This is a genomic window from Sphingobium wenxiniae, from assembly GCF_007830065.1.
Classification (GTDB): Bacteria; Pseudomonadota; Alphaproteobacteria; order Sphingomonadales; family Sphingomonadaceae; genus Sphingobium; species Sphingobium wenxiniae.
Genome location: NZ_VLKK01000005.1, coordinates 153918 through 166117 on the forward strand (window position 1 = coordinate 153918; position 12200 = coordinate 166117).

Sequence of the window (12200 nt, forward strand, 5' to 3'; positions counted from 1 at the left end):
CATGCGTATCGCCATCGTCACCGACGCCTGGCTGCCGCAGGTGAACGGCGTCGTCCGCACGCTCCAGAAGATGCAGGCGGAACTGGAGAAGACAGGCCATGCGGTCAAGCTGATCTCGCCTGACCTCTATGGTTCGATCCCGTGCCCCACTTATCCCGAAATCCGTCTGGCGCTGGTGCGGCCGGGCGCCGTGGGGGCAGAAATTGCCGGTTTCCGGCCCGATGCCGTGCATCTGGCGACGGAAGGGCCGCTGTGCCTGGCCGCGCGCCGCTGGTGCCTGCGGTCCGGCCTGCCGTTCACGACGGCCTATCACACCCATTTTCCCGATTATGTCGCGCGCCGCACGGGGCTGCCCGCTTCATGGTTCTGGCGCTATATCCGCTGGTTCCATGGACCCGCGAGCGCGGTGCTCGTCTCCACCCGTTCGGTGCGGCAGCAATTGCGCGCGCATGGCATAGCGCAGGTCAGGGCATGGGGCAGGGGCGTGGACCTTGCCGCCTTCACCCCCCAAGCGGTTCCGCCCACCTTCCTCGCGGATCTGCCGCGCCCGATCCAGCTCTATGTGGGCCGTGTCGCCATCGAGAAGAACCTGGAGGCGTTCCTGTCCAGCCGCCGTCCCGGCAGCAAGGTCGTCGTCGGCGACGGCCCCGCGCGGGCCGCGCTGGAGCGCGCCTATCCCGACGCCCATTTTCCCGGCGCGATGTTCGGCGAGGCGCTTGCGGGAGCCTATGCCGGAGCGGACGTCTTCGTCTTTCCCAGCCGGACCGACACCTTCGGCCTTGTCATGATAGAGGCGCTGGCTTGCGGCACGCCGGTCGCGGCCTATCCGGTGACCGGGCCGGTCGACATCGTCACCCCCGAAACAGGCGCGCTGGCGGAGAATCTGGACGAGGCGATCGCCGCCGCCCTGCTGTGCGACCGGGCGGCATGCGCCGCCTATGGCCGGACCTTCACCTGGGAAAGCAGCGCGCGGGATTTCCTGTCGGGCCTTCACGCCATCGGCCGGGAGAGGATGGACAGCGCAGCCTGACGCTTTTCCTTGCTCCCCGCGCTTTCATGCAGTATCCCTGCGCCGTCATGGCCGCCCTGCTTGGGCGGCCCTTATTGTTTTTACGTGGAGAAAATTCCCGTGTCCCAGCCTCTCATGCCCCACGCGACCGCTAGCTGGCTTGTAGACAATACGGCGCTGAGTTTCGATCAGATCGCGGAATTCTGCGGGCTTCATATCCTGGAAGTGCAGGCCATCGCCGACGATACCGCTGGCACCAAATATACCGGCCGCGATCCCGTTCGCGCGCATGAAATCACCATGGAGGAAATCCACAAGGGCGAAGCGAACCCGGATTACCGCCTCAAGATGCTGAAAGGGCCGGAACCTGTGCGCCGGACCAAGGGGCCGCGCTACACGCCCGTTTCGAAGCGTCAGGACAAGCCCGACGGCATCGCCTGGATTCTGCGGAACCATCCCGAAATTTCGGACGGCGCCATCGGCAAGCTGATCGGCACCACGCGGACCACCATCGCCGCGATCCGCGATCGGACGCACTGGAACATCTCGAACATCGTGCCCAAGGACCCGGTGACGCTGGGCCTCTGCTCCCAGCGGGAACTGGACGCGCTGGTCGCCAAGGCGGCCAAGAAGGCGGGCATCGAAGCCCCCACCGATTCGCGTCTGGACGGCGACCGCGAGGCTTTGATCGAAGAATTGCGCCGCGAACGCGACGACGCCGCGCGCCGCGCGGAAGAGGCCTTGAACGGCCAGGCCGACCTGATTTCCGATGTCGCGAAGGTGCTCGATCCGTTCAGCGACAACAAGGGTCATGTATGATGCCGTAGCGTCATTCCCTTCGCGAACGCATGTTCGCCTGAAAGGCTTGGAATCGAGGGCTGCGCCACATGGTGGCGCGGCCCTTTTCGTGGCTTTACGCTTGCGTAAAGCAATCGTGCCCCATACATTCTTTCCAATGGATAAATATGAAACCATCTGGAGAGAGCGTTACAATCATCCGACTCCGTGGGATCAGCAATTCGCGCCCATGTCGATGGTCGAGATGTTTGAACAGAGCGCGCAGGCCCAACCCGATGCGCCGCTCATCGATTTTTACGGCCGCATCTATTCCTATGGTGAAGTGCGTGACGGCGCGCGGCGGGTTGCCCGCGGGCTGATGCGGCTGGGCATCGGGAAGGGGGATCGGGTCGGCCTCTATCTGCCCAATGTCCCGCATTATGTCGCCGCCTATTACGGAATCATGATGGCGGGCGCGACCGTGGTGAATTATTCGCCGCTCTATACCGCCGCCGAACTGGAGCATCAGGTCGAGGACAGCGGCACGACGATCCTCTTCACCCTGTCCGCCAGCGCTCTCCTGCCCACCGCGCTGGAGGTGCTCGACAACAGCAGCTTGCAACGGCTGGTGGTGGGATCGGTGGCGGGGGCGCTTCCGCCCGTCAAATCCTTCCTCTTCCGCCTCTTCAAGCGCAAGGAGACCGTGGCCCGCCCCAATGATCCGCGCGTCATGGCCTTTTCAAGCCTGATCGACAATGACGGGGACCATCCCGCCCCGCCGATCGACCCGGAGCAGGATATCGCGCTGCTGCAATATACCGGCGGGACGACGGGCCAGCCCAAGGGCGCGATGCTGACGCATCAGAACCTGACAGCCAATGCGCGACAGGTGCAGATGATCGACCCGGCGCCTGGATCGGTGGACCGGATCATCGGGGTGCTGCCCTTTTTCCATGTCTTTGCCAATACCTGCGCGCTCAATCGCACGGTGCTGAACGGCGGGGAGATCGTGATGCTGCCCCGTTTCGACGCGGCGCAGGTTCTGGCCGCGATCCAGCGGACAAAGGCGACGTCGCTCCCCGGCGTGCCCACCATGTATCAGGCGCTACTGGACAATCCGGCAACGCCGAACATCGACTTCTCCTCGCTCCGCCTTTGCATTTCCGGCGGCGCGCCGCTGCCGCTGGAGATCAAGGAACGGTTCGAGGCGATGACCGGCGCCAAGGTCGTCGAGGGATATGGCCTCACCGAAAGCAGTCCGGTCGTTTGCGTCAATCCCTATGAGGGACTGAACAAGAGCGGGACCGTGGGGCAGCCGGTGCCGGGCACCCGCGTGCGCATCGTGGACCGCGAGGATCCCGCCAAGGAAGCGCCTCCGGGCGTTCCGGGCGAACTGACCTTCGCCGGACCGCAGATCATGAAAGGCTATTGGCGGCGTCCCGATGCCGACAGGGAAGTCTTCATCGGGCAATGGCTGCGGACGGGAGACGTGGGGCTGATCGATGACGATGGCTATGTGAAGATCGTCGACCGGCTGAAGGACATGATCGCCGTCGGCGGCTTCAAGGTGTTTCCCAGCCAGGTCGAGGCGGTCCTTTATCATCATCCGGCGGTGAAGGAAGCGCTGGTGATCGGCATTCCCGATGCCTATCACGGCGAATGCCCCAAGGCGTTCGTGTCCTTGCAGGAAGGCGCGAAGATCAACGGCGAGGCGTTGAAGGACTGGCTCAATCCGCAACTGGGCAAGCATGAGCGGGTCTGCGCCGTGGAAGTGCGCGCCAGCCTGCCCAAGACGCTGGTGGGCAAGCTTTCCCGCAAGGAACTGGTGGCCGAGGAAAAGGCGAAGGCCGAGGCGCTAAAGGCTGGAACCGCCGTCTGACATTCCCTATCTGTGCGTCCAACGCCTAAGACAAGGACGCAAGACATGGCCGATGAAGTCGCGACGCTGGCAGGCGGGTGTTTCTGGTGCACGGAAGCCGTGTATCAGAATCTGAAAGGCGTGAAATCGGTCGAGAGCGGCTATATCGGCGGCACGGTGCCCGACCCCAGCTATGAGCAGGTCTGCTCCGGTGCGACGGGCCATGCCGAAGCGATCCGCATCGTTTTCGATCCGGCCGTGATTTCCTACGCCGACCTGCTTGATATCTTCTTTGCGACGCATGATCCGACGACGCTCAACAGGCAGGGCAACGATATCGGCACGCAATATCGTTCCGCCATCTTCCCCCATTCGCCCGAACAGGAGGCGGAGGCGAAGGCCGGGATCGAGCGGGCGCAATCCGACCACGTCAATCCCATCGTCACGGCCATCGAACCCGACGCGCCCTGGTATCCGGCGGAAGAGTATCATCAGAAATATTGGGACCGGGTCGGCGACCGCAACCCCTATTGCATGGCCGTCATTCCGCCCAAGCTGGCGAAGCTGCGCAAGGGTTTCGCCGAACGCATCGAGGGTTGATTTCCGCCTGCCCGGTCCCGTCCGTATTTTCCGTGACAGGCGGGTGGCTTCACCTGCTATGCTGGCGGCTGGATCGCGAGGAAAAAAGATGAACGCAAGACGGCCCTGGATCGCGCTGCCCGCCCTGTTGCTGCTGGCGCCGGGCTGCGTGGCGAAAACCGCGCTCGATGTCGCCACGCTGCCGGTGCGGGCCGGTTCGCAGGCTGTCGACTGGTCGACGACCAGCCGGGAGGAAGCCGACCGGAACTATGGCCGCAAGATGCGCAAGCAGGAAGCGCGCGAAGCCAGGGAGCGGCAAAAGGCGGAGAAGCAACGCAGGCGCGAATGCGTCCGCGCCGGTTATGGCAATTGTCCCTGAAGGTCAGGCGGCGGCGCGGCGCAGGCGGTCGTTGATCGCGACCCCGATGCCTTCGTTGGGGACGGGCGCCACGGCAATGGCGCTGGCGGCGCTCGCATCGGCAAGATGGAGGGCCGCGAACAGGTTTGCCGCCGCTTCCCGCAGGTCCGCGTCGGGACTGAGGTTGACGTTGCAAGGCATCAGTCCAAAGCCGATCAGGAATTCCTCCTTTTCCGCATTCATGACCTCCAGGCGAACCGGCTTCGACGGCGCGTAATGGCTTTCCTGCTGGCCGGGTGCTTCGATTTTCGCGCCGGTCTTGCCCGTCATGACGGGCAATCCGCCTGCTTCTTCCAGCATGGCCGCGGTGACGGGACCGGGGCGCAACAGGCGGATGCAGTCCGCTTGCGGAGCGGCGATCGTCGATTCCACGCCCTCGCTGGTGGGGCCGGCGTCCAGGATCATGCGGATCTTGCCGTTGAGGCTCGCCAGCACATGTTCGGCCCTGGTCGGGCTGATCGCGCCGCTGCGATTGGCGGAGGGAGCGGCGAGCGGCCGGCCGCTTTCCCGGATGAGCGCGCGCATTGCCGGATGGGCGGGCAGCCGGATGGCGACCGTCGGCAAACCGGCCATGACGAGCGGCGAAAGACCGCTGTCCTGCCGCACCGGCAGCACCAGCGTAAGCGCGCCGGGCCAGAAGCGTTCCGCCAGCCTTTCGGCCTGCGGGCAGAAATGCGCCAGCTTTTCGGCCATCGCATGATCGGCCACATGGACGATCAGCGGGTTGAAGCTGGGGCGGCCCTTGGCGCTGTAGATCGCCGCCACGGCATTGCTGTCGGTCGCATCGGCGGCGAGGCCGTAGACCGTTTCCGTCGGTGCCGCCACCGGCTCCCCGGCCCGGATCAGCAAGGCGGCTTCACGCAGGGATTCCGCATCATAGCGGCGGATTTTCGTGGAAAAGGCTGAATGTGCGATAGTCACGGTTCCCGCGCTATAAACATCTCCGCAAACCAGTAAAAGGCCAATGCGAAAGAAGGATGACAGCCCCGCGCGGCTTGCCGTCCGTCGGGCGGGCGATTAAGCGCGGGGGATGAACGACGCACTTCTTACCCGCATCGCCGAGGCGCTGGAGCGGCTCGCCCCGGTTCCCGCTTTGTCTGCCGACCTGACGGGCGCGCCTGCCTATGTATGGGACGGGAACGCCATCGTGCAGGTGGAAGCCTTCGATCCGGTCGATTTCGACCTTCTGTCGGGCATCGATGGCCAGAAGAACGTGTTATTGGAAAATACCCGCCGCCATGCAGTGGGGCATGCCGCCCATGACGTGCTGCTGTGGGGCGCGCGGGGAACCGGCAAGTCGGCGACCGTGGCGGCCGTCGTCCGCAAGCTTCAGCGGGAAGGACAGGATGTCGCCTTGCTGCAATGCGCGATAGAGGAATTGGCGAGCCTGCCCCGCCTCTTCTCGCTGTTGCGCGGGACGGAGCGGCCTTTCATCCTCTTCCTCGACGATCTGGGCTTCGATGAAGGCATCGGCAACGCGCGCTCGCTTCGTTCCCTGCTGCAAGGGGGCACGGCGGCGCGGCCGGCCAATGTGCGGCTCTATGTGACGTCCAACCGCCGCCACATCGTGCCTCGCCATCTTTCGGAGCAGGATGATCCCGTCAATCCGCGCGATGTGGTGGACGACAAGATGGCGCTATCGGATCGCTTCGGCCTCAGCCTTGGTTTTCATGCGATCGACCAGCAGGCCTATGTCGACATCGTCTCGGGCTATGCGGACAGCCTGGGCCTCAGCTTCGATCCGCTGGAGGCGATCCAATGGGCGACGCAGCGCGGCAGCCGGTCGGGCCGCGTCGCCTGGCAATATGTCGTCGAACTGGCGGGGCGGAACGGCCTGGCGCTCTGAGCGAAGGCTCAGTCCGCCTTCACGACCCGCCAGATCACGCCGCCCACATCGTCGCTGACCAGCAGCGCGCCCTGGCCGTCGCTGGTCACATCCACAGGGCGGCCATGGGCTTTCCCATCCTTGCCGAGAAAGCCCGTCAGCACATCGACCGGCTTGGCGGCGGCGACTTCGCCATTATTCTGGAACGGCACGAACACAACCTTGTAACCGGCTGCGGGCTTGCGGTTCCAACTGCCGTGCAGCCCGACAAAGGCGCCGTTGGCGAAGGGCGCGCCCAATTTCATGTCCCTGGCGAAGGACAGGCCCAGCGGCGCGACATGATTGCCCAGCGCATAATCGGGACGCTTGGTATATTCGCGAACTTCCGGCCGCTGCGGCTGGACGCGGCGGTCCTCATAGCCACCCCAATAATTCCAAGGCCATCCATAGAAAGCGCCGAACTCCACACGCGTCAGGAAATCGGGCACCAGATCGCTGCCCAGCATGTCGCGCTCGTTGACCACGCCCCAAAGAGCACCGCTGGCGGGTTCAAAGGCGAGACCGGTCGGATTACGCAGGCCGGACGCGAAAATGCGGTAGCTGCCCGTCTTCGGATCGACTTCCAGCACGGCGGCGCGATTGGCCTCGTTGTCGAGGCCGTCCTCGGCGATGTTGCTGTTCGATCCGACGCCGACATACAGCAGCCCCTCCGGGCTGGCGGTGAGGCTTTTCGTCCAGTGAAGATTGGGCGCCTGCGCCGGCAGGCTCAGGATCTTGCGCCCCTTGTCCGCAATGCGGGTTTCGCCTTCCTTATAGGGAAAGGCCAGCAGCGCGTCGGTATTGGCGACATAGAGCGTATCGCGGATGAGCGCCATGCCATAGGGCGAGTTGAGGCCGGTGAGGAAAGCCGTTTTCGTGTCCGCCCGCCCATCTCCGTCCGTGTCGCGCAGTAATGTGATGCGGTTGGGGGAGGGGACGCCCGCGCCCGCCTTGTCCATCATATAATTCATTACGCGGTGGACGACGCCGCCTTGCGGGCGCGGCGGGCTGTTGGTTTCGGCCACCAATATGTCGCCATTGGGCAGGCGGAGCAGGGAGCGGGGGTGAGTCAGTCCGTCGACGAAGCGGCTGACTGAAAGACCTTTCGCGGCAATTGGCGTTTCCCCCGCTTTCCAACCCGTCACCTCGGCAATGTTGACGGTGGGGATCAGCTCATTGCGGGGCGTTGTGAAAGCGGGTTCCTTGCCGACATCGGCCCCGTAAGCCAGTCGAGCGGTGTCGCCGCGCGCGAAATAGAAGAACGCGCCGCCGACAATGAGCAGCGCGATAAGGGCGAGCGCGAGGATATGCTTTTTCATGGCGTCACATCTATGCCGCCCTCGCTCTTCCGGCAAGGCGCAGGATGGTGTCGCGGACAGCTATTTTCCGCGCTCGCGAAGCCACAGCAGCAATGCAATTCCCATGCCCGCTGCGGCGCCGATCAAAAGGCCCGCGCTGGGCTGTCCCATCATTCCGCCCACGATCGCGCCGCCCAGGATCAGCAGGGCGATGATCGCGCCTGCGCCGGTAGGGTTGTTCTTTCCTGTCGTCATGTCCGGCCATTGCCATGCGCCGAACGCCAAGACCAGCCGCTTTTATCGCAATCGTCCATGCCTCGTTTCCGGACGGAATGTCCCTTGATGGGATTTTCGTCCCGGATCGGGACGTGGCTAACGGACGGTACACCCTTCTGTCCCGCCTATCCCCTCGAAACCTGAAAATGGCACGCTATTTGAGGGTGGCATGGAAGCCGTGGGGGCTTGTCGGATGGGGGGATCGATGCACTTGCCATATCTTTCGGATCGCAAAAGCTATGAGGAAGCGGCCGAACTCATCAGCCTGTTCGGCGACAATGCCGGATATGAAGCCGCCGCGCGCGCCGACCGCAGCCGCGATCTGGGTAATCACATTCACTTCTGCCGCTGGCGGCAGATCGAACGGCTGATCGTCCTGCTTTCCTACGACCAGCCGCTCGGCACCATTCACTGAACCGGGGAAAGACCGCTCAGAGGCGCAGTCCCGAAGTCTCCGGCAATCCGGCAAGAATATTCAGGTTCTGGACCGCCGCGCCGGCGGCGCCCTTGCCCAGATTGTCGAGCGCGGCGGCCAGGCGCACCTGCCCGCTCTCCTCATTGCCGAAAACGAACAGCGTCAGGCGGTCGGTCGCGCCCACATGTTCGACGCGCAGATGGGTCATGGCAGCGCTTTCCGCCAGCGGCACGACCGTGACGATCGGCGAGCCTGCATAAGCGGCCGTCAGGGCCGCGTGCATTGCGGCGACCGATGGCCTGCCCGGCATGGCGCGCAGTTGCAGCGGCACCTCCACCACCATGCCGCGATGCACATTGGCGACGGCGGGGGCGAAGATCGGAGGGTGCGCAAGACCGGAATAGCGCGTCATTTCCGGAATATGCTTGTGCGCCAGATCGAGGCCATAGGCCCGGAACGCTGTGGGCGCGCCTTCGGCCCCCTCGAATTCCGCGATCATGGACTTGCCGCCGCCCGAATAGCCCGATGTGCCGGACATGGCGACGGGCCAATCCCGCGGTAAAAGCCCGGCAAGCGTCAGGGGCCGCACCAGCGCCAGAAAACCGGTGGGCCAGCAGCCCGGATTGGCGACGAAGCGCGATTGCGCCAGCTTCTCGCGATGGCCCGGCTCCAGTTCGGGAAAGCCGTAAGTCCAGCCATCGGCCACGCGGTGCGCCGTCGATGCATCGATGACGCGTGTCCGGCCATTGTCGATCAGCGCCACCGCTTCGCGCGCCGCGTCGTCGGGCAGGCACAGGATCACGATGTCGGCGTCGTTCAGCGCATCGCGCCGCGCCCTCGAATCCTTCCGGTCCTTCTCGTCCAGGGTGAGGAGCGTCAGTTCCGGACGCCCGGCCAGCCGCTCGCGGATTTCAAGGCCCGTGGTGCCGACGCCGCCGTCGATAAAGATATGTGTCGTCATGCGCTTATTCTCCGCCGCGCGATGATGGGCGCATCATGATCCGGCTGCAACCGCGCCACGACATCCGTCAGCGGCTCGGCCGCCACGGCCATCCAATGCGCGTTGGCGTGCAGCAGCGTGCACGCGTCGGTCATGATGCCTACATGGCCCGGAAAAAAGACGAAATCGCCCCGGCGCAGCGGCGCATCGTCCGGCAGGGGCGATCCGATGCCTTCGCGTTGAAGGTCCGTGTCGCGCGGCGCGCTGATGCCGCACTGCCCCAACGCGACCTGCACCAGGCCTGAACAGTCGATCCCGCGATGGCCGCGCCCGCCCCAGACATAGGGTTGGCCCAGATAGGCTTGCGCCACCGCTGTCCAGTCGGTTTCCGTCTCGCCGACCGACTTCGCATGGCGGCTGTGGATAAAGCCTTCGCCTGTTGCGATGAAGGCGCCGTTTTCCTCGCCCGCGAAGCAGGCGCCGCGCGGCCAATAGTCGGTGACGGGCGCCTTGATGTCGGCGGCGCTGAACAGGGGCGCGCACCCTGCCACGATCCGATGGGTCGGTTCTTCCAGGACATCGAGTGCTTCCCGCCGGACATATCCGACATAGCCGTCATGTCCGCAAAAGCCCCAGGCCCAGTCCGTCGTGACGTCGAGGGCATGGAAAACTTCGCCCCGCAGCAACGCGCTGACGGCCTGCGCCGTGACGGCAGGCGCTGCCAGCAAGGGAGCGCCTGCCGTCACGCAGGTCAATTTGACCGCGCGCGCATAATGGGCCGAAAACAGCACGCCCGCCAGCGAAACGTCGGCCAAGTCGCCACGCGCCGCATGGGTGCGGCTGTCCAGAGCGGCCGATCGGCCTTCGAGCTTGAATCGGATTCTTTCAGGCGGAGCGGTCGGCGCGGGGGTGTTTATCAGGTTCATCGCGCGCGGTTCCTGCGATGAAATGGTGAAAGGCGTCAAGAAATTCCGCCCCTTTAGGGGTGCGCGCTATGAAAATATTGCGTCGGTCGGCAGCGTCGCGCTCCCGCCGCACATAGCCAAGCGAGGAAAGCTTGTTGAGCGCGCGGGTGATAACCGGCTTGGAAACATTGAGCACTTCCGCCAATCCGCGCACCGTATGCGGCCCGGAATCGATATAGACGGTCATCATCAGCGCCATTTGCCGATTGGTCAGATCCGGCTTTCCCGATCGGACATAGTCGACCAGCGTCTGCATCCATTGGCCAAGCTGGCCGATGCCGGGACGCTGGTTTTGCACCACCGATTCTTTTGCAGTAGAGGCATCCATCTGCTCCTAACGCACGATAGCCAATCCGGTTGCGTAACGGATGGAAAGGATTGCCGGCTTTAATCCGGCCGTCCGTAGCGCTGTTGCAATACCCTGAAAATCGCCCGCAATCCAAGCGCTTCACCCCCCTTGGGCCGTCCCGGCCGGGCTGACGGCCTCCAGGCGAAAGTGTCGAGATGCAGCCAGGACGTGTCGTCCGGCACGAACCGCCGCAGGAAAAGCGCCGCCGTGATGGCGCCGGCAAAGCCGCCCTCGCCCGCATTGTTGATGTCGGCCACATCGGATTTCAGCATGTCCGCATAACCGTCCCACAGCGGCAGGCGCCAGCTTGGATCGTCGACTTTTGCGCCCGCCGCGCTCACGGCTGCCGCAAGATCGTCGTCATTGGTGAAAAGGGCGGGCAGATCCGGGCCGACCGCCACCCGCGCCGCACCCGTCAAGGTCGCATAATCGATGATGAGTTCCGGCTTGTCCTCGCCCGCTCGGGTCAGCGCATCGCCCAGCACGAGCCTGCCCTCCGCGTCGGTATTGCCGATTTCGACGCTTATCCCCTTGCGGCTTTTCAGGATGTCGCCGGGGCGGAAGGCATTGCCGCCCACCGCATTTTCCGCCGCCGGTATCAGCAAATGCAGCCGCACCGGCAATCGTGCGCCCATCACAAGCTGCGCCAGCGCAAGGGCATGGGCGGCGCCGCCCATATCCTTTTTCATCCAGGCCATCGCCGAGGCGGGTTTGATGTCCAGCCCGCCGCTGTCGAAGCAGATGCCCTTGCCGACGATGGCGATGCGGGGATTTTTCGGATCGCCCCAGTGCAGTTCGATCAGGCGCGGGGCGAAGCTCTTGTCAGCCGCCTTCCCGACCGCGTGGATCATCGGATAGCCCTGTTCCAGTTCGTCGCCCTTCGTGACCGTAAAGGCGGCGCCGAAGCGCTCGGCGACCTCGCTCGCCGCGTTTTCGAGTTGAGGCGGTCCCATGTCGGCGGCAGGCGTGTTGACCAGATCGCGGACGAGCGCCACGGCTTGCGCCAGGTGCACCATGGCGTCGATGCGCGCCACGTCCTTCGTCAGCAATATGCGGGCGCCGACCGGGTTATCCTCCTTGCGATAGCGGCCGAATCGATATTGCGCCGCCATCCAGCCCAGCGCAGCCGCGCCGGGAGATCCCTCGCTCAGCCGGTAATGGCCTTCGGGCAGGACTTCGGCCAGTTTCGCGAGGCACCATGTGCCCAGTTTCTCCCGATCGGCGACCCCGGCGACCACGGACCAGTCATCGTCCCCCTGCGCGGGCAGGACGGCATGTTCATTCGCCTTGCCCCGGAATTTCTGCGCCCCGACGAGCGTTCGAATCCGTTCCGGCTGTCCGTTCAGCCAGGCTTCAAATTCATTGCTGTCTAAAAGGTGGATCGAACGGGCCGGCTGATCGTTGTCGGCTTTGAACAGGTCGGAAAAGTCGGTCATCCGGCAGGATGTAGGG

At 64.4% G+C, this 12200-nt stretch carries 14 protein-coding genes; 7 read left to right on the forward strand and 7 right to left on the reverse strand.

Translation table 11 applies throughout. From position 1 onward, the window contains the following. The first annotated feature begins 1 nt into the window (after position 1). The 5 genes from IQ35_RS08810 (at position 2) to IQ35_RS08830 (ending at position 4602) form a co-directional block, all read left to right on the forward strand. Entirely contained in the window at positions 2–1030 is a 1029-nt protein-coding gene (locus tag IQ35_RS08810) for a glycosyltransferase family 4 protein (protein WP_145072731.1), read from the forward strand. Between the two features lie 114 nt (positions 1031–1144). Further along, positions 1145–1828, forward strand: a complete 684-nt coding sequence (locus IQ35_RS08815; RefSeq protein WP_021243314.1) for a DUF1013 domain-containing protein — start codon at positions 1145–1147, stop codon at positions 1826–1828. Positions 1829–1964: 136 nt separating this feature from the next. Continuing rightward, complete coding sequence (locus IQ35_RS08820) at positions 1965–3665, forward strand: long-chain-fatty-acid--CoA ligase (protein WP_021243313.1); 1701 nt, start codon at positions 1965–1967, stop codon at positions 3663–3665. 45 nt (positions 3666–3710) lie between these two features. Beyond that, positions 3711–4244: a peptide-methionine (S)-S-oxide reductase MsrA gene (msrA, locus tag IQ35_RS08825; RefSeq protein WP_145072733.1), complete on the forward strand. Its 534-nt coding sequence runs from the start codon at positions 3711–3713 to the stop codon at positions 4242–4244. A gap of 88 nt (positions 4245–4332) precedes the next feature. Continuing rightward, on the forward strand, positions 4333–4602 hold the full coding sequence (locus tag IQ35_RS08830) for a hypothetical protein (protein ID WP_021243311.1): 270 nt from the start codon (positions 4333–4335) through the stop codon (positions 4600–4602). Positions 4603–4605: 3 nt separating this feature from the next. Here the strand turns inward: IQ35_RS08830 and IQ35_RS08835 are convergent, their stop codons facing one another. After that, positions 4606–5562 carry an L-threonylcarbamoyladenylate synthase gene (locus IQ35_RS08835; RefSeq protein WP_145072735.1) on the reverse strand — a complete coding sequence of 319 codons (957 nt, stop codon included), beginning with the start codon at positions 5560–5562 and terminating at the stop codon, positions 4606–4608. Positions 5563–5671: 109 nt separating this feature from the next. Here IQ35_RS08835 and IQ35_RS08840 point away from each other — a divergent pair, with 109 nt between their 5' ends. Beyond that, complete coding sequence (locus tag IQ35_RS08840) at positions 5672–6487, forward strand: ATP-binding protein (RefSeq protein ID WP_021243309.1); 816 nt, start codon at positions 5672–5674, stop codon at positions 6485–6487. A gap of 8 nt (positions 6488–6495) precedes the next feature. On the opposite strand, the gene IQ35_RS08845 is transcribed toward IQ35_RS08840, so the two are convergent. Together IQ35_RS08845 and IQ35_RS21205 are read right to left on the reverse strand one after the other, a co-directional pair. After that, a complete protein-coding gene (locus IQ35_RS08845; protein WP_145072737.1) occupies positions 6496–7824 on the reverse strand; it encodes a PQQ-dependent sugar dehydrogenase in 1329 nt (442 codons plus the stop codon). A 60-nt stretch (positions 7825–7884) separates the two neighbouring features. Next, positions 7885–8058: a hypothetical protein gene (locus tag IQ35_RS21205; RefSeq protein ID WP_169534383.1), complete on the reverse strand. Its 174-nt coding sequence runs from the start codon at positions 8056–8058 to the stop codon at positions 7885–7887. Between the two features lie 226 nt (positions 8059–8284). Between IQ35_RS21205 and IQ35_RS08850 the strand changes: the two genes are divergently transcribed. Next, complete coding sequence (locus IQ35_RS08850) at positions 8285–8494, forward strand: hypothetical protein (protein WP_021243306.1); 210 nt, start codon at positions 8285–8287, stop codon at positions 8492–8494. Between the two features lie 16 nt (positions 8495–8510). Here IQ35_RS08850 and argC read toward each other — a convergent pair whose 3' ends face one another. From argC to IQ35_RS08870, 4 genes are read right to left on the reverse strand one after another with little or no spacing between them, the layout of a single operon-like run. Then, a complete protein-coding gene (gene argC / locus IQ35_RS08855) occupies positions 8511–9455 on the reverse strand; it encodes an N-acetyl-gamma-glutamyl-phosphate reductase (RefSeq protein WP_145072739.1) in 945 nt (314 codons plus the stop codon). Next, positions 9452–10360, reverse strand: a complete 909-nt coding sequence (locus tag IQ35_RS08860; protein WP_021243304.1) for a C40 family peptidase — start codon at positions 10358–10360, stop codon at positions 9452–9454. The genes argC and IQ35_RS08860 overlap by 4 nt, the downstream gene beginning before the upstream one ends. Beyond that, positions 10320–10727, reverse strand: coding sequence for a MarR family winged helix-turn-helix transcriptional regulator (locus tag IQ35_RS08865; RefSeq protein ID WP_031290379.1), 408 nt, complete (start codon positions 10725–10727; stop codon positions 10320–10322). Before IQ35_RS08865 ends, IQ35_RS08860 begins: the two co-directional genes overlap by 41 nt. A gap of 59 nt (positions 10728–10786) precedes the next feature. Next, positions 10787–12184 (reverse strand): leucyl aminopeptidase family protein, encoded by a 1398-nt coding sequence (locus IQ35_RS08870; RefSeq protein ID WP_021243302.1) that lies wholly within the window; start codon positions 12182–12184, stop codon positions 10787–10789. Between the last annotated feature and the right edge of the window lie 16 nt (positions 12185–12200).

Bases quoted from the DNA above. Each gene is read 5' to 3' on its own strand.
- IQ35_RS08810 (WP_145072731.1), top strand. From the start codon at position 2: ATGCGTATCGCCATCGTCACCGACGCCTGGCTGCCGCAGGTGAACGGC.
- IQ35_RS08815 (WP_021243314.1), top strand. From the start codon at position 1,145: ATGCCCCACGCGACCGCTAGCTGGCTTGTAGACAATACGGCGCTGAGT.
- IQ35_RS08820 (WP_021243313.1), top strand. From the start codon at position 1,965: ATGGATAAATATGAAACCATCTGGAGAGAGCGTTACAATCATCCGACT.
- msrA (WP_145072733.1), top strand. From the start codon at position 3,711: ATGGCCGATGAAGTCGCGACGCTGGCAGGCGGGTGTTTCTGGTGCACG.
- IQ35_RS08830 (WP_021243311.1), top strand. From the start codon at position 4,333: ATGAACGCAAGACGGCCCTGGATCGCGCTGCCCGCCCTGTTGCTGCTG.
- IQ35_RS08840 (WP_021243309.1), top strand. From the start codon at position 5,672: ATGAACGACGCACTTCTTACCCGCATCGCCGAGGCGCTGGAGCGGCTC.
- IQ35_RS08845 (WP_145072737.1), bottom strand. From the start codon at position 7,824: ATGAAAAAGCATATCCTCGCGCTCGCCCTTATCGCGCTGCTCATTGTC.
- IQ35_RS21205 (WP_169534383.1), bottom strand. From the start codon at position 8,058: ATGACGACAGGAAAGAACAACCCTACCGGCGCAGGCGCGATCATCGCC.
- IQ35_RS08850 (WP_021243306.1), top strand. From the start codon at position 8,285: ATGCACTTGCCATATCTTTCGGATCGCAAAAGCTATGAGGAAGCGGCC.
- argC (WP_145072739.1), bottom strand. From the start codon at position 9,455: ATGACGACACATATCTTTATCGACGGCGGCGTCGGCACCACGGGCCTT.
- IQ35_RS08860 (WP_021243304.1), bottom strand. From the start codon at position 10,360: ATGAACCTGATAAACACCCCCGCGCCGACCGCTCCGCCTGAAAGAATC.
- IQ35_RS08865 (WP_031290379.1), bottom strand. From the start codon at position 10,727: ATGGATGCCTCTACTGCAAAAGAATCGGTGGTGCAAAACCAGCGTCCC.
- IQ35_RS08870 (WP_021243302.1), bottom strand. From the start codon at position 12,184: ATGACCGACTTTTCCGACCTGTTCAAAGCCGACAACGATCAGCCGGCC.